This window comes from Tardiphaga robiniae (assembly GCF_001618955.1).
In the GTDB taxonomy this organism is placed as follows: domain Bacteria; phylum Pseudomonadota; class Alphaproteobacteria; order Rhizobiales; family Xanthobacteraceae; genus Tardiphaga; species Tardiphaga robiniae_A.
On the sequence record NZ_LVYV01000053.1, the window covers coordinates 207,336 to 223,486 of the forward strand.

Annotated in this window: 15 protein-coding genes; 5 read left to right on the top strand and 10 right to left on the bottom strand. The window is 62.2% G+C overall.

The genetic code is table 11. The features are described from left to right. Positions 1-43 precede the first annotated feature (43 nt). The 5 genes from A4A58_RS25010 to A4A58_RS25025 all read right to left on the bottom strand — a co-directional run bounded on the left by A4A58_RS25010 (position 44) and on the right by A4A58_RS25025 (position 4,139). Positions 44-1,426: a multicopper oxidase family protein gene (locus A4A58_RS25010; RefSeq protein WP_068737483.1), complete on the bottom strand. Its 1,383-nt coding sequence runs from the start codon at positions 1,424-1,426 to the stop codon at positions 44-46. Between the two features lie 13 nt (positions 1,427-1,439). Beyond that, positions 1,440-2,906 (bottom strand): TolC family protein, encoded by a 1,467-nt coding sequence (locus A4A58_RS25015; RefSeq protein WP_068737264.1) that lies wholly within the window; start codon positions 2,904-2,906, stop codon positions 1,440-1,442. Positions 2,907-2,914: 8 nt separating this feature from the next. Then, complete coding sequence (locus A4A58_RS29890; RefSeq protein WP_081422053.1) at positions 2,915-3,208, bottom strand: hypothetical protein; 294 nt, start codon at positions 3,206-3,208, stop codon at positions 2,915-2,917. A gap of 77 nt (positions 3,209-3,285) precedes the next feature. Then, complete coding sequence (locus A4A58_RS25020; RefSeq protein ID WP_068737267.1) at positions 3,286-3,744, bottom strand: hypothetical protein; 459 nt, start codon at positions 3,742-3,744, stop codon at positions 3,286-3,288. A gap of 119 nt (positions 3,745-3,863) precedes the next feature. Continuing rightward, on the bottom strand, positions 3,864-4,139 hold the full coding sequence (locus A4A58_RS25025) for a metal-sensitive transcriptional regulator (RefSeq protein ID WP_068737269.1): 276 nt from the start codon (positions 4,137-4,139) through the stop codon (positions 3,864-3,866). 53 nt (positions 4,140-4,192) lie between these two features. Between A4A58_RS25025 and A4A58_RS25030 the strand changes: the two genes are divergently transcribed. After that, a complete protein-coding gene (locus A4A58_RS25030; RefSeq protein ID WP_068737271.1) occupies positions 4,193-6,655 on the top strand; it encodes a heavy metal translocating P-type ATPase in 2,463 nt (820 codons plus the stop codon). Between the two features lie 77 nt (positions 6,656-6,732). On the opposite strand, the gene A4A58_RS25035 is transcribed toward A4A58_RS25030, so the two are convergent. From A4A58_RS25035 to A4A58_RS25055, 5 genes are all read right to left on the bottom strand, one after another. Further along, on the bottom strand, positions 6,733-7,905 hold the full coding sequence (locus A4A58_RS25035) for an MFS transporter (RefSeq protein ID WP_068737485.1): 1,173 nt from the start codon (positions 7,903-7,905) through the stop codon (positions 6,733-6,735). Between the two features lie 8 nt (positions 7,906-7,913). Then, complete coding sequence (locus A4A58_RS25040; RefSeq protein WP_192855936.1) at positions 7,914-9,098, bottom strand: MFS transporter; 1,185 nt, start codon at positions 9,096-9,098, stop codon at positions 7,914-7,916. Positions 9,099-9,207: 109 nt separating this feature from the next. Then, positions 9,208-10,581, bottom strand: a complete 1,374-nt coding sequence (locus A4A58_RS25045) for an NAD(P)-binding domain-containing protein (RefSeq protein WP_068737273.1) — start codon at positions 10,579-10,581, stop codon at positions 9,208-9,210. Positions 10,582-10,630: 49 nt separating this feature from the next. After that, a complete protein-coding gene (locus A4A58_RS25050; RefSeq protein ID WP_068737275.1) occupies positions 10,631-10,948 on the bottom strand; it encodes an ArsR/SmtB family transcription factor in 318 nt (105 codons plus the stop codon). Positions 10,949-11,048: 100 nt separating this feature from the next. After that, the gene (locus tag A4A58_RS25055) at positions 11,049-12,110 is read right to left on the bottom strand and encodes an ArsO family NAD(P)H-dependent flavin-containing monooxygenase (protein WP_068737490.1); all 1,062 of its coding nucleotides are present in this window, start codon (positions 12,108-12,110) and stop codon (positions 11,049-11,051) included. 122 nt (positions 12,111-12,232) lie between these two features. Here A4A58_RS25055 and A4A58_RS25060 point away from each other — a divergent pair, with 122 nt between their 5' ends. The 4 genes from A4A58_RS25060 (at position 12,233) to A4A58_RS31195 (ending at position 16,130) form a co-directional block, all read left to right on the top strand. Beyond that, positions 12,233-13,117 carry a substrate-binding domain-containing protein gene (locus tag A4A58_RS25060; RefSeq protein WP_081422055.1) on the top strand — a complete coding sequence of 295 codons (885 nt, stop codon included), beginning with the start codon at positions 12,233-12,235 and terminating at the stop codon, positions 13,115-13,117. Positions 13,118-13,119: 2 nt separating this feature from the next. Further along, positions 13,120-14,562: a sensor histidine kinase gene (locus tag A4A58_RS25065; RefSeq protein WP_068737279.1), complete on the top strand. Its 1,443-nt coding sequence runs from the start codon at positions 13,120-13,122 to the stop codon at positions 14,560-14,562. Further along, complete coding sequence (locus A4A58_RS25070) at positions 14,552-15,889, top strand: sigma-54-dependent transcriptional regulator (RefSeq protein WP_068737281.1); 1,338 nt, start codon at positions 14,552-14,554, stop codon at positions 15,887-15,889. The genes A4A58_RS25065 and A4A58_RS25070 overlap by 11 nt, the downstream gene beginning before the upstream one ends. Positions 15,890-15,962: 73 nt before the next feature. Further along, positions 15,963-16,130, top strand: coding sequence for a hypothetical protein (locus tag A4A58_RS31195; protein ID WP_192855934.1), 168 nt, complete (start codon positions 15,963-15,965; stop codon positions 16,128-16,130). Positions 16,131-16,151 lie beyond the last annotated feature (21 nt).

Below are 16,151 nucleotides of genomic sequence, written 5' to 3' on the forward strand. Positions count from 1 at the left end.
CTCCTTCTGTGTGAAGCCTTGCGTTCCACCTATTCGGAAGCGCCTACATTCCCTTCATCCCCTTCATGTTCATTCCCTTCATGGGCTTCGGTTCGGTCGCCTTGGTCTTCGTCTTGTCGTTGACCTGGCGCGGCGCCTCCTTTTGCGGCGCCGCGACTTCGTAGGCGACCGTTCCGGGGGGATGCTTGTAGGGACCGGGATCCCTGTAGTCGTCGCGCGCGAGGCCTTCCCGGATCTTCATGACGGTGAACATGCCGCCCATCTCGATAGGGCCGAACTGCCCGGAGCCGGTCATCATCGGCAGCGTGTTGTCGGGCATCGGCATCTCCATCTCGCCCATGGCACCGCCGGTCGTTCCCATCACCATCGCGTCGGGAGCGAGCTTGCCCAGGACCTTCGCCAGATCCTTCTTATTGACCCCGATGAGATTGCGGACGTCGTGTCCCATGGAGTTCATGGTGTGATGCGACTTGTGGCAGTGGAACGCCCAGTCGCCGGGATTGTCGGCGGTGAAGTCGAATGCGCGGATCGATCCGACCGGGATGTCCGTCGTCACCTCGGGCCACTGCGCGCTCTCGGGCACCCAGCCGCCATCGGTGCAACTGACCGCGAAGCTGTGGCCGTGCAGATGGATCGGATGGTTCGTCATGGTGAGGTTGCCGACCCGGACGCGGACCCGGTCGCCGAGACGCACGGCCAACGGATCGATGCCCGGGAAGACCCGGCTGTTCCACGCCCACATGTTAAAGTCGGTCATCTCGGTGACCTTCGGCAGATAGGTGCCGGGATCGATGAGATAGCTGCTCATGATGAAGACGAAGTCGCGGTCGACGGGCCGGAAGGATCTGTCGCGCGGATGCACGACGATCATACCCATCATGCCCATCGCCATCTGGACCATCTCGTCCGAATGCGGGTGGTACATGAACGATCCGCTGTGCTTCATCTCGAATTCGTAGACGAAGGTCTTGCCAGGCGGGATGTGCGGCTGGCTCAGGCCGCCGACGCCGTCCATGCCGCTCGGCAGGATGACGCCGTGCCAATGGACCGTGGTATGCTCGGGCAGCTTGTTGGTGACGAAGATCCGGACTTTGTCGCCTTCGACCGTCTCGATCGTCGGCCCCGGAGACTGGCCGTTATAGCCCCACAGGTACGCCTTCATTCCTTCCGCGAACTCGCGCTCGACCGGCTCGGCGACCAGATGGAATTCCTTCCAGTCGCCGTTCATGCGCCACGGCAGCGTCCAGCCGTTCAGCGTGACCACGGGATTGTAGTCGGGGCCGCTGGTCGGATACAGCGGTGGCTGCATCGTGACCTTCTCCATCATCGGCGCTTCGGGAATGGTCACCGCCTGGGCGCGGCCGGTGACGGCGGCCGCGCTGGCGAGCGCCGTAGCGGTGCCGAGGAAGTTTCGTCGGGACAACATCGGAGTCTCCATTTTAATGCCCTCCGCCGCCGGAAGCCTGGGCGGTCGTCGAAGATTTGGACTGGGATTGCGCTTCGCCGCCGCCGCCGCCGTTGACCGCGGTCTGTAGTTCGGATTGTGCGAGCCAGAAGTCGCGCTTGGCCTCGATGGCGGCCCGCAGCGCTGCGATGCGCTGCCGCGCCTCCGTGAGGAGCGCGAACACGTCGACCTGCATGCTGCTGAAGCGCAACTGCATCTCCTCGGAGATGATTTTGCGCAGAGGCAGCACTTCGCGCTGGTAGTGCCCCGCGATGTCGTAGGTCGAGCGGTAGACCCGGAATGCATCGCGCGCTTCGGAGCGGACGTTGACCGCCTTCTCCGTCAGCAGGTTGAAGGACTGGTTGTAAGTCTCGGCGGCCTGGCGCACGCGCACCTCTCCGCCATCGTAGATCGGAATCTGGAACTGGATGTCGAAGCCCCGTTCGCGGAACGGCGCACCTTCGGGATCGCGGGTCTTGCGGTCGATCCCCGCGACGTCCAGCATCGTCACGAAGCGGCTGGCCTGGGTGAGGTTCAGCGACTTCGCCAGCGCGGCGAGTTCGATGCGCGCGATCTGCAGATCGATGCGGTGGGTAACGGCGTCGACCTCAATGCCGGGTAGTGACAGCGGACGGCGCGGCAGAGTTGGAAGCCGCTGCGGCAGCTTGATGCCGATGTCGCCGTCCCAGAGCCCCAGAAGCCGGATCAGCCGCTCGCGGGAGCTCGTCGCGTCCTGACGGACCGTCGCCAGATCGGCCGTCGTCTCCGCGTAGAAGACCTGCTCGCGGGCTTGGTCGAGCTTGTTAAGCGACCCGGTCTCGCCGAGCTTCTGTGCGAGCTGGGCGGTGGATTCGGCCGTCGACTTGGCGTCGTTCAGAAGACCGATGAGTTCGTTGGCCGCCACCGCCCGGTAGTAGGCCCTGCGGACGTCGGCGGCGAGCCGCAGCGTTTCTTCGGCGGCGCGCAATTGGGCCTTCCGGAAGCGTTGGCGGGCGATCTCCGACCGAAACGGCAGCGTCGCCAGCGCCAGGATGTCTCCGACGATCTGCCGCTCGATCTCGACCGCTCCGCTTCCGGAGATGCGGGATATGGAAAAGGTCGGGTTCGGCGGGAGACTATCGGCGACGAGATCCGTCTCGGCGAGCGCCAGTTCGTTGTAGGCGGCCTGAAGACCCCGGTTGCTCAGCAGCGCGACCTGCACCGCGCTGTCCACGGTGAGCGTCCGACGGAGGAGTTCTTTCACGGCACCATCGGCGCGCTGCGCGTCGTCCTGGGTCCTGATCGAGATGACGTCCTTCTTGATGGTCTCGCCGGCGACACCGGCGACCACGCCCATGCCTGCATCAGGTGAGAAGGTGGCGCACCCGGACAGGAAGAGTGAGGAGAACAGGAAGGCGGCCGCTGCGGGCTTGCAGCCGCGGCGCACGGTCGGAATCTGCGAGATGTGATGCTTCTTCGGCATGTTCACTCCTACTGGCCGGACTTCGGCGCGGGAGCGACACGGTCGTTCTGCTCCCTCCATGACGACGGAGCGACCGGACGAAGGCTGGTATAGGGAGCAACAGTCGAGCGGTAGCCGACTCCCGCCACCCTTGCCGAAGGATCTGCCGGATCGGCACCGGCCAAGGGCACCGTCGTCGGCAGGCAGCCCCCCAGAGTGAGAACGCCTGCGGACGCAGCGACCAACACCGATTGTCGTCTATCGAATAGTCTCGCGGCCACCGAACGAACGGCGGCGAGCTTCGCCCCAAACTGCGCAAACATGTTATTTTCCCGAAATGACGATGGACCACAGGCGCGCTCACCCTCGTCGGGTGCGGCACCGCGTCGAAGCGATCAAATCAGGCGATGGGGGGACGGTAGTGTTCGGCGGGGGCGTTATCGGCCACAGCACGGTAGCTGGTCACGATGCGGACCACGGTCGGCATCGAAGGCATCGCGATATCGAATAGGGGCGCAGGCATCGCGGAGACGCACATCAGCGCGCAGCACTGGCCGCTGGTCGTGTGCGGGCCATTCTTGGATGGAGCTTTGTCGCCGTCCATGGCGGCCGACATCGATGACTGTTCGTCGTCGTCGAACATCGCCATCGAATGTGCCGACGAGTGACCGTCCATCTGTCCGTCGATATGGGCGTGCATCGGCTGAACGGCTTCATCGTGCATATGCATCGAGCCCGACACGACGCCTTCCATGGTCATGCAGGGCACCACGGCGTGCTCGCCCGGCAAGGCGTAAGACAGCGTCGGCGCCATGATACACAACAGATAGACCAGGGCGACAATCCACCCTGCTTTCATCCGCCGGTTCCTGGTGAGCCTGACGAGCATTTCGTGTCAGTTGCTTTCGATCATTCGAGTCGATCCGCGAACCTTATCCGCGAATGTCTGGCACGCCAAGCCGGAAGACGTCCCGCAGGTCATCGTTCCGCCCTTCCGACGACGGCCATCAGTTCCGCGATTTTCCGGCGCTGATCGGCCTTGTCGCCGCTCGCGATCGCGTGCTCCACGCAATGGGAGACGTGGTCCTTAAGTACCTCTTCCTCGACGCGGCGGAGCGCGGCACGGACCGCCGAAATCTGCGTCACGATGTCGATGCAGTAACGGTCCTCCTCTACCATCTTAGAAAGGCCGCGTACCTGTCCCTCGATCCGGCTGAGACGCTTCTGGCAGGAAATCTTGATGTCTTTACGCATCGGGCCTATATACCCCTACAGGGTATGGGTTGCAAGTTACGAAGGAGACCTAGATGACCGCGACGGAAAAAGCAAATTCGACCGGTGGCTGCGGTTGTTCACCGAAAGCATCGGCCGTTCCGGAAGCGGCGGCTCCCAGTGCGGAATGTTGCGGCGGCGCCTCGGGACATGGCGCTCATAGCCACGACGCACATGATCACCATCCCGCTTCTGTCGGCGACAATAAGGCGGTCGACCCGGTCTGTGGCATGACCGTTAATCCGGAGACGAGCAAGCACCGGTTCGGGCACGGCGGCGAGACCTACCATTTCTGTTCCGCAGGCTGCCGGACCAAATTCGCCGCCGCTCCGGAACAATACCTTCATAAGTCCTCGATAGGACAGCAGCCGGCCGCCGCACCGGTGGGGACCATCTACACCTGCCCGATGCATCCGCAGATCCGTCAGGTCGGACCTGGAAGCTGTCCGATCTGCGGAATGGCGCTCGAACCCGAAACCATCAGCCTTGACGATCAGCCGAACCCCGAACTGGCGGACATGACGCGACGTTTCTGGATCGGTCTCGCGTTGGCGTTGCCCGCAGTCGTCCTGGAGATGGGCGGCCACCTCATGGGAGATCACGGTTGGGTCGATCCGACGCTGTCGAATTGGATCCAGCTTGCATTCGCCACGCCGGTCGTGCTGTGGGCTGGGTGGCCGTTCTTCGTGCGCGGCTGGCAATCGCTCGTCACCCGCAACCTCAACATGTTCACGTTGGTCGCGATGGGGACCGGCGTCGCCTACGTCTACAGCCTGGTCGCCACCGTCGCCCCTGCCGTCTTCCCGCCGGCGTTCCGGATGCATGGTGGCGCGGTCGCCGTCTACTTTGAGGCCGCAGCGGTGATTACTGTCCTGGTCCTTCTCGGCCAGGTGCTCGAACTGCGCGCACGCGAGGCGACGTCTGGGGCGATCAAGGCTCTCCTCGATCTCGCGCCGAAGACGGCGAGATTGGTGGACGAAACCGGCCAAGACCATGAGGTCGCGCTGGACAGCCTCACCGTCGGTGACAGACTGCGTGTGCGACCCGGCGAGAAAGTGCCTGTCGATGGCGTCATGATCGAAGGCCGATCCTCGCTCGATGAATCCTTGGTGACCGGCGAGTCCATGCCCGTCACCAAGGACGTCGGCGCCAAGGTCATTGCAGGCACGCTGAACCAATCCGGCGGGTTCGTGATGCGCGCTGAGAAGGTAGGCCGTGACACGCTGCTTTCCCAGATCGTGCAGATGGTGGCGCAGGCCCAGCGATCCCGCGCCCCGATCCAGCGATTGGCCGACCACGTGGCAGGATGGTTCGTGCCGGCCGTGATCGTCGTGGCCATCGTCGCCTTCGCTGCATGGGCTTGGTTCGGTCCGGAGCCGCACTTCGCGTTCGGTCTCGTCGCCGCCGTGAGCGTTCTGATCATCGCCTGCCCATGTGCCCTCGGCCTTGCCACGCCGATGTCGATCATGGTCGGCGTGGGACGTGGCGCCCAGGCCGGCGTCCTCATCAAGAACGCCGAGGCACTGGAACGGATGGAAAAGGTCGACACGTTGGTGGTCGACAAGACGGGAACGTTGACTGAGGGCAAGCCGAAGGTGGTTGCGATCGTCCCTGCTTCCGGCTTTGAAGAAACTGAGATTCTGAAGCTCGCAGCGAGCGTGGAGCGATCAAGCGAGCACCCGCTCGCTGACGCCATCGTGCGGGCGGCGAAAGAACGAAACCTGGACCTCATCAATGTCGCGGAGTTCGACTCCCCGACGGGCAAGGGCGTCACGGGCAAGATCGACGGCAAGGTGGTGTTACTCGGCAACGCCAAGTTCATGGCGTCGTCGGGTATCGAAACCGAGTCAATGGAGGAGCAGGCAGAAAAGCTGCGCGGTGACGGCGCGACCGTCGTCAACATCGCGGTCGACGGCAAGCTCGCCGGTATCCTCGCCATTGCCGACCCGGTCAAAGCCTCGACGCCGGAAGCGTTGAAAGCGCTGGCGGTCGAGGGCATCAAGGTCATCATGCTGACCGGCGACAACCAGACCACGGCGAACGCGGTCGCGAAGCACCTTGGCATCTCCGAGGTCGAAGCTGAAGTCCTGCCGGATCAGAAGAGCGCGGTTGTCACAAAGCTGCAGAAGGCCGGGCGGGTCGTCGCGATGGCGGGGGACGGGGTGAACGACGCCCCTGCCCTTGCCGCAGCGGACGTCGGGATCGCGATGGGAACGGGAACGGACGTCGCGATGGAGAGCGCCGGCGTGACACTTCTAAAGGGAGATCTCGGTGGGATCATTCGCGCTCGCCGTCTTTCGCAAGCGACCATGAGCAACATCCGGCAGAACCTATTCTTTGCATTCATCTACAATGCGGCGGGCATTCCAATCGCCGCAGGCGTCCTCTACCCGACGTTTGGCATGCTACTCTCGCCGATCATCGCGGCAGCGGCTATGGCCTTGTCTTCTGTGACGGTGGTTGGAAATGCCCTGCGATTGCGCTCGACGCACCTGTGACAGGTCTGGGACGAGACGTGCCACATCGACGGGATTCTCGCCCAACATGATCACGCCCTTCAAGTCGGCGTCACTCGTTAGGCCTTGGCAACGGTCGAAACGTCGCTCGCCCGAGGAAGCATCGATAATGCGATCAGGGCGGCCAAACTCATCAGCGATGAGACAACGACGACCGACCTGCCCATAGGTTCGAGGAGCAAGCCGAATCCGAGCGGAGCCAACGCCTGAGCAATTCTTGAAGGAGCGCCGATCAGGCCCAGCCGATATGCGTAGTCCTTCGGACCGAAGATCGCCAACGGCAAGGTCCCGCGCGCGATCGTGAGAATGCCGTTGCCGGCGCCGTGAAGCAGTGCGAATGCCGCCGCCGCTCCTCCACCGAATGCACCGATCACGCATGCTCCGATGGGATGCGTGATACAGGCAAGACGGGTCGAGACCAGAGGATGGAAACGGTTGAGCAATCCGGCTTCCATGATGCGGGCCACAACCTGAGCGGGACCGATCATCATGCCCGCGAAGACGGCCTGGGCCGGTGTGGCGCCGAATGCTTCGACGATGCGTGGAAGATGCGCCGCCATCGCCGATGTCACCGTCCAGGCAGCAGCGAAGGCAAACGACAGAAGAACCATCGTCCGATCGATGGCAATGTGAGGCTTTACGGCTGGACCTTGCATCCGAAGTGTCGGAGTTTCTTTCGGTAGGAAGATGAAATTGAGCGGTAGCCCGATTAGAATATGGGCAGCCGCCCAAGCGTAGCACGTGCCGCGCCATCCGATGGTCTCCAGCCCCCATGCGCTCAGGGGCCAGCCGACGGTGCTCGCAAAACCAGCTATTAGAGTGATTCCCGTGATGGCCCGGCGGGCTTTGTCCCCGTAGATGCGACCGAGAGCTCCGAAGGCAGCGTCGTAGAGACCAAGACCCATACCTATTCCGAGCAACAGCCAGGCGATTCCTAGAAACCACAGCGATGTCGAAGCACCGAGCAGAGCAAGTCCGCCAGCAAACAGGACGTTCGATATGCAAAGGATCTGCCTCCCACCGACCCGGTCGATCTGCCGCCCGACGCGGGGTCCCAACAATCCAGAGATGACGAGCGACGCCGAGAACGCCGCGAAGAACCAGTTGTTGGATATGCCGAGATCGCGCGCGATAGGGTCGGCGAGGATCGCGGGCAAGTAGTAGCTGGACGCCCAGGCGAGCGTCTGCGACGTACCGAGCGAAAAGATGATAGGAAGCTGACGATCGCTCATGCCGACTTTCATTTCTGAATTGCTTGGTGATTTGCGCTTGCTGTCCGCGACCACGCCAGAGCCACGGGTCCCAGCAGTATGCCCGCCGCTAGAACTCCGAATGCGGGCAACCATGCCGACGCCACGTGCGGTCCCCCGGCCGCGTCGAGCGCGGCACCGACGGCCCATGCTCCCAGCGCCGAGAACCCGAATCCGACCGTCGAGTGAACGGCCATTGTTGCACCACGGTTCTCGGGATTGGCCGACATCGCCATGCCAGCAGTCAGCGCGCCGGAGTCGGCGGGGACAGTGATCGCATAGAGCAAAATCAGCGGCAGCAGTAGCCAAGGAGAGCCGTCCGCGCAAATACCTATCAGGAGCGCAACTGCGGCCGATGCGAACATGATGGTCGTTAGGGCGCGGCGGCGACCGACGCGCAAGGCGACTTCGTTGCCCAAGACGCTGGACGGCATCGCCAATATCGAGAATGCGAAGCTGATGGCGATCGGGGTGAGCAGCGTACCGCCTCCCCCCTTGGCCGCAACGAACGTCCAGAAAGCAACGAGCCACGTTCTGATACCATAGAGCTCGAAGCAATGGGCGCCGTAGCCAAGTATGAAACCCATGGCAGATCTGTTCTGGAAGACTGGTCCGAAATTCAGTAAACGCCCTTTGCTAGGCGTCGGAGTCATCGGCTTCAGGAGCAGACAGACAAACATCATCGCCAACGGACCGGCCGCCGTAACGTAAAACGCCGCTCGCCAGCCGAAGCTCTCGGCCACTAACTGCGAGACCAGAAAGGAAAGCCCAACGCCGAGCGAGAAGCTCGACGTGTAGAACGTGACAGCGCGGGACGAGTCGCCCGGATCCAGTCTGTCGGTCAGCGCCTTGAGGCCCGGCATGTAGGCACCCGCAAAGCCGATGCCTGCCAACGCCCAAAGTGCGGCACCGGACCACAGCCCCTCCGCGAACAATCCGAACATCAGCGTCGCGAGGGCACTTAAGGCCGAGCCGGCAATCAAAACGATGCGGGCATCGATCCTGTCCGTCAGCGTAGCCAGGAACGGGACCGCGAGCATGTAGCCCGCCGCATAGCTGCCCGCCAACGATCCGGCGTTCGCCCCGGTCAATCGCCACTCGGGAATCAGGAACTGCGCAAGAATGGAAGGCACCACGACGTGCGGCAGCAAACTACCGAGCTGCCCCAGACACATCGCGATGATGGCGGGACGCCCCCGCAAGTTGCCGAGACGGATCACTCCCTGCGATCCACAAACAATGAGCGCGTCCCGCGCGGCAGGCCGTGAACGCACCCGCTAACGATCATGAACATCCGCACCCCGATTTACCGTCCTGCTTCGCGACGGCATCGGCGACGCAGCAAGCATTGTCTACTGTCGGTGCGGGCCCGCCGCAACACGTGGTGACGTCGGCCGACGAACGTGAACACACGCCGGTTTCCGGAAGGACAAGTTCAACCCGTCCAGCGGCGTCATGGTCCCCCGCGATCTGCGCCGTGATCGAACGCAACTGTTCGTAGCCTGTAATCATCAGGAACGTCGGCGCGCGTCCGTAGCTTTTGATGCCGGCAAAATAAAACCCAGGTTCGTCTTGCGCCAGCTCACGCGCGCCATGAGGACGAACGGTGCCGCAACTATGCTCGTTCGGATCGATCAATGGTGCCAGAGCGATCGGACATTCGATGGCGGGGTCGAGTTGGATGCGCAACTCGCGCACAAAAGCCAAGTCGGGACGGAAGCCTGTCGCTACGATAAGCTCGTCGGCGACGATCTTACGCCCGCAGCACGCCGATCCGGCTGCGATCCGGAGGCCCCCGTTTTCCAGGCTAATATGGGTCGTCTGGAAGGCTGGCTCGACCTTGATGTCACCCGCCGCGACCAAAGCCGCAAACGCGACTCCCAATTCTCCACGAGCCGCGAGCTTATCGTTGGCGCCGCCGCCGAAGGCCTTGGCCGGATCCGCGCCACGCAGGAGCCAGATGACTTCCGTCCCCGGTGCCTCAGCTTTCAGACGCGCGAGGTCCGTCAGGGTGCCGATCGCGGAGTGGCCCGCCCCCAGCACAGCAACCGTCTTGCCAGCATAACGGGCCCGGTCTGCTCCGAGCACGTCGGGCATCGCATACGCGATCTTGCCGGCTGCCTCCTTTTCGCCAATGGCAGCGAGACCGTTGGCACCCGCCGGGTTCGGCGAGGCCCATGTTCCGGAAGCGTCGATCACGGCGTCGGCCCGGGCGACCCGCTCTCCCAGCCCTTCCGGATATCCAGTGTTCTGATAGTGGATCTCGAATGGCGCGAGGTCGCGGCCCTTGGTCTTGAGCTTGTCGAAGCCCTGGCGACTGATATCGGTGACTTTGCTTGACGTCAGAATATGCGACTTCAACGGCGTCTTCGTCGCCAGGGGCTCAAGGTACCGCTCAACCAGTTCGGATCCCGTCGGATATTGATCGGGAGCCGGCGAATTCCACCCGGTTGCCTCAAGCAGACGTCCTGCTGCGCGATCGACGTTGTACTCCCACGGCGAGAACAATTGCACGTGGCCCCATTGCCGGATCGCATGACCCACCTCAGCGCCTGCTTCGAAGACGATCGGCGTCATGCCTCGTTCCAGTACATGAGCGGCAGCGGCAAGCCCAACTGGACCTGCGCCGATGACCGCGACAGTCTTTGGTTCAGTCATTCATTCCTCCCATAATACCAGAATTATAGAATTAAAGGTCTTTGATAGATCAAGCGGCGTCTTTTGCATCCTTGCATTCGACGGCGTCGGCGCAGCACTCGGCAACGAGAAAATCCACCAAGCCGCGCATCACGTCGTAGTTTGCATGACAAACGAGCGTCGTCGCCTCCCGGACCTGGGTGATCAGCCCGGCAGCCACCAGCGTCTTGATGTGATGCGACAGCGTCGAAGGCGCTACCTTCAGCTTGTCTTGAAGGCGACCGACCGGCAAACCGACCTCGCCCGCTCTAACCAGCGCGCGATAGATCTTTAACCTGGTCGGGTTGCCCAGCGCCTCAAGGCGATTTGCAGCATCATCAATTTTCATCTGATAAATGTCCGCCTTTTCCGAACCGCAGTCAACTATTATTCTAGAAAGACAGAAATTATATATCTGGTTGAGTATTCCTTCGTGTGAACCGTTCAGTTCAAATCTCTACCAGCGTTTTTCTCAGCGCGGCCTCGATTTCCAGCGCCGTCTGGCGCGCTCCGCGCATTACTCCAATGAGGGTAGCCGAGGCGAAGCCGGTCCACTCCCCGTAGCCGACGAGCCACAGGCGCGGCTCGGAGATCGATCGCGTCCCCTTTACAGCAACCTTGCCGTCGCTTTCGATGATGTTCAGCGGCCGCAAGTGCTCAAGCGCCGGAGCGAAGCCCGTGCACCAGATCACGGCATCGACCTGGCTTTCGGTGCCGTCGTCCCAGACCACGCCCGACGCTGTGAAGCGGACAAACGGTCTCACCGAGGTCAGGACTCCCCTCGCCCGGGCCACCTTCACCGCTGGGATCATGACGACGTCGCCGAGGCCTCTGGTCGGAGTCGCTGCCGCCCCGTTGTCCTGCAACGCCTCCCATCTGGCGGTCGCCCGCTCGAAGAGGACCCGCCCATCCACGTCGTCCGGAAGGAAGGTAGGCTCCCGCAAAGTGACCCAAGTCGCCCGCGCCACCTGAGAGACCTCGGCGAGGATTTGAGCTCCGCTGTTGCCGCCGCCGACGACCAGGATGCTTTTACCTGCAAACTCCTCGGGTCCTTTGTAGTTGGCGGAATGGAGTTGAGACCCTTGGAATCGCGTCTGGTCGGGATAGTCCGGCACGACCGGTGCCCGCCAAGTACCCGTCGCGCTGACCACGGATCGCGCCTTCCATTCCCCGCGGTCGGTGACTGCGGTCAGGTAGTCTGGCGCAGAAAGCACGGCCTTCACCTGGACTGGGCGCTCGACGGGCAACTTGTAGCGCTCTTCGTATTGCGAGAGGTACCGAACTACTTCGCCCCGCCCGGGATAGGTCTGATCCCCTACGGGCATCGGCCAACCGGGCAGCGAACTCCACTGCGCCGGAGAGAACAGCGTCAGCGATGGCCAGGCATGCGTCCACGCTCCACCAGGCTCGGTCTCGCCGTCGAGGATCGAAAACGACAGGCCGCTGCGCCGGAGGAAGTATCCCACCGCGAGACCCGACTGGCCGCCGCCGATGATGAGTACGTCCTGCATCTGGCCTTGCGGCCCGTGGGTCTCCACCCGGAACTCCCGTCTGGTGTCAGATTATATTGCAGTAAGACCGAACATTGCTGCTAGATTTAGAACCACAATAAAGAAGAAAAACGGGGAGGTTCATGGATCAACATCCGGACCGTCGCTTTGGCAGGCGAGAAATACTTCTTGCCTCCGCCGGCATGCTCTTGGGAGCCGTGACGAGCTCCGCCGCCGAAAGTCGGTCGCGGGCACCTATCCGATTCGGCCTCACCCCGGTCTTCCTCACCTCGGACCTCGAGTTGTTGGGACGCCTCCAGTCTTATCTGCAGCAGGCGACCGGTTACCCCGTCGACTTGGTTATGCGGCGGACCTATCAGGAAATAACAGCGTTGCTGACGTCGGGGCAACTCGACGCCGCGTGGATCTGCGGCTTCCCCTTCGTCATGCATCGCAGCGAACTTCAACTGGTCGCGGTGCCGCTCTGGCAGGAGAAGCCGCTCTATCAATCGTACCTGATCGTCGACCGCGACCGGCAGGCCGAGGGCCTGTCAGACCTTCGCGGAGACGTACACGCATTTTCCGATCCAGACTCCAATTCCGGGTTCCTGGTGACGCGCGCGGCGCTCGCAGAGCAACGCGTTCGGCCTGAGGCATTCTTCTCGAAGTCGATGTTCACCTACGGGCACCGCGACGTTATCCGCGCCGTTGCTTCCGGTCTGGCCGGTTCGGGATCGGTCGATGGCTATGTCTACGATGTCGTCGCTCAGATGGAGCCGGAGCTCACGGCGGGAACGCGTGTTCTGAAGGCTTCAGAGTGGCTGGGCTTTCCGCCGATTGCGGCGCCCAGACTCCCCACCGACGCCGACCGCCTTAAAGAACTGACGCGGGCCCTGCATCGCATGCGTCACGACCCCGAGGGCCGGGCCGTGCTTGGACTGCTGAAACTCGATGGCTTCGAAGCCCAAGAGGCCAAGCTCTATGATCCGATCGCCGCCAAGGCAGCCTTGATAGCTGAGGCAGGTTAGCCATGCTTACGCTGCAGCCCTCCTTGCCGATCACGTTGAAAGTGCCGCTTGCGGTAGCAGCACTGATGATGCTGGTCGGTGCGGTCATCTCCGAGCAAGTACTTTCCAGGCTCGCGGAGACACAGGAACGCCATCTGGCCGAACTCTCGCAGAGCTATCTCGACGGACTGTCTTCTGCGATTGCCCCCTCCATTCTGCGCGAAGACAATTGGGAAGTGTTCGACGCCATCGAACGTACCCAGGCGGTCAACAAAAGTTTGCACCCCAAAGAGACGATCGTCACCAACGCCGACGGGGCGGTGATCGCCGCTTCGAACCCGAAGGTTCATCCCATCGGCACAGTTATCCCTGTGTGGCGCGCACGGGATGCGAGCAACGAAAGCTTCAGCTTCAGGGCGGGCGCCGACGACGCCAAAGCCGTCCGGACCCTTTCCTACCCTGGACGGGTCGCCGGTATCATCTACGCGACATTCGACACACGCCACCTCGCCTCCGAACGGCGAGACGTCGTGCTTGCGCTTTTGCTGACGAACGGGATTCTGACATCGCTACTGGCTGCGGCCGGCTGGCTTCTCGTCACGCGGATGATGCGGCCTGTTCGTGTGTTGTCCGAACACCTGGGAGTCGCGCATGCGACGTCCGCGTTGCCTATTTCGGACGAGATCGTCGCCAAAACGCGAGGTGAATTCGGCCACCTCTTCCGCGCATACAACTCACTTGTCCGCTCCATGAAGGAGAAAGAAGAACTAGCCAAGCGGCTCGCCGAGGAAAAACGCCTCAACAGCCTGGGACGGCTTGCGTCAGCGGTGGCGCATGAGATTAACAATCCTCTTGGCGGGATGTTCAACGCGCTGTCCACCCTGAAAGCTCATGGCCATCTGAAGAACGTCCGCGACGTCAGCCTGGGACTGCTGAACCGTGGCCTGGTGGGAATTCGCGACGTCGTCCGGACTACGCTCACCGTCTACCGCTCCGACGGCGCGACCCGCGACCTCCAACATGCGGACATCGACGACCTCGGCTTGCTGATCGGTCCGGAAGCGCGGCGAAAGTCCGTCGAGATCGTCATCGCAAATTCGTTGAACGGCGCAATGCCGCTGCCGAGCACGCCAATACGGCAAATCGTGCTTAATCTCGTTCTGAATGCTGTCGCTGCTGCGCCCGCGGGGTCGGTCGTGAACGTGGCCGCGGCGGCCGATGACACGGGCCTCTCGATCGTCGTGACGGACCGCGGCCCCGGGATGCCTCCGGAAGCCGCCGATATCCTTCTGAGCAGTTCAGGGTCACCGCCGCCCTACGACGGCGGAGGCCTGGGTCTGTGGACGATCAGCAGGCTGATCGCGGATCTGGGGGGAACTGCCGTCGTGCAGAATCCAGCGATCGGCGGCACTGTGGTTTCCGTGAACATCCCGACGGCAACGGCGGAGTTATCCAATGTCGCTTGAAACACGCATGGTCGGGCTGGTCGAGGACGATCAGATCATGGGCGAGAGCATCGTCCAGCGGCTTTCCCTCGAAGGCGTGACCGTAAAATGGTGGCAGCGCGGCAAGGACGCGGTGCGGGAGATGCCCGACAGCAAGCTGGAAGCCGTGATCTGCGACATCAGGCTCCCGGATCTGAATGGTGAGGACGTCTTCCGTGCGGCTGCCCGGTCGTCACACGTGCCGCCATTCCTGTTCATCACGGGCTATGGCGACATCGATCAGGCGGTCAGGTTGATGCGCGCAGGCGCCGCGGACTATTTCATGAAGCCCTTCGAAATGGATGACTTCCTCGTCCGGATCGGGGAATTGATGGGTCCGAGCGAAGTTGCGGGCGCGAACGTTCTGGGCGTGTCCCCCAAGATGAAGGATCTCGAACGACTGTTAGCCCGCGTCGCCAAACTCAGGTCGACGGTACTGATCTCAGGGGAAACCGGGAGCGGCAAGGAAATCTCCGCCAGATTCCTCCACGCGATGTCTGGAGTTGAAGGCCTACCTTTCATGGCGGTGAACTGTGCGGCCATTCCTGCGGACCTTCTCGAAAGCGAATTGCTCGGTCACGAAAAGGGCGCGTTCACCGGCGCCTCGCAGCGGCACCTCGGATACGCCGAACGCGCCGCCGAAGGCGTATTATTTCTCGACGAAATCGGAGAACTGCGACCGGAGTTGCAGGCAAAACTGCTGCGGCTGATCGAACAGAAAACTTTCTTCCGCGTCGGAGGCGAGAAGCCCGTCCCGTTTTCCGGCCGCCTCATCGTCGCGACGAACGCAGACCTGTCGAAAATGGTGAAGGATGGTCGGTTTCGCGAGGACCTCTATTACAGGATCAACGTGGTGTCGGTGAAGATTCCGTCGCTGCGGGAGCGGCCCGAGGACATACCGTGGTTGATGGATCTCTTTTTCTCGGAATTTGCGAACCGGATGGAAACGCCCCTGAAGGGCATTAGCAGTTTGGCAGAAGAAGCGGCGCTCTCCTATGACTGGCCGGGCAACGTTCGAGAACTGCGCAACCGGATGGAGCGCGCGGTCGGCCTCGCACTCGGGCAATGGGTCATGCCAGGAGACATGTTTCCGGAGCACGGCATCGACTTTGCAGGCGAAGAAAGGCAGATGGGATCTCTGGAGGACATCCGGTCCAACGCCGAAAAGCGCCATATCATTCGCGCGCTGTCGGCCACCAGTGGCGAGGTTGGCGCGGCTTCGCGGCTCCTCGGCATCGGCCGCACGACGCTTTGGGAAAAGATGCGGCGACTTGGTTTGAATGGCAACAATCTCGACGTCACCTTGTGACAAAGGCAACATGTGAACCTTCACGCAACGTCGAATTTCATATACGGTGTGTGACAGACCGTGGGAGTTGAACATGCAAGATCGTACCCAAGTCTCAATGACTCCGCGCGAGCGTTTCATGCGAATGGCTCAGGATGAAATGTTGGAGTTCGAGAAGCGCGAAGGCGCGCTTCGTAGAAAGGACCGCGAAGAACGCGCGGCCCAACTGAAACTCCCTCTCGACGTAGACGATTTGCATTAGGCGTCAGAGCCTCCTCAGTGG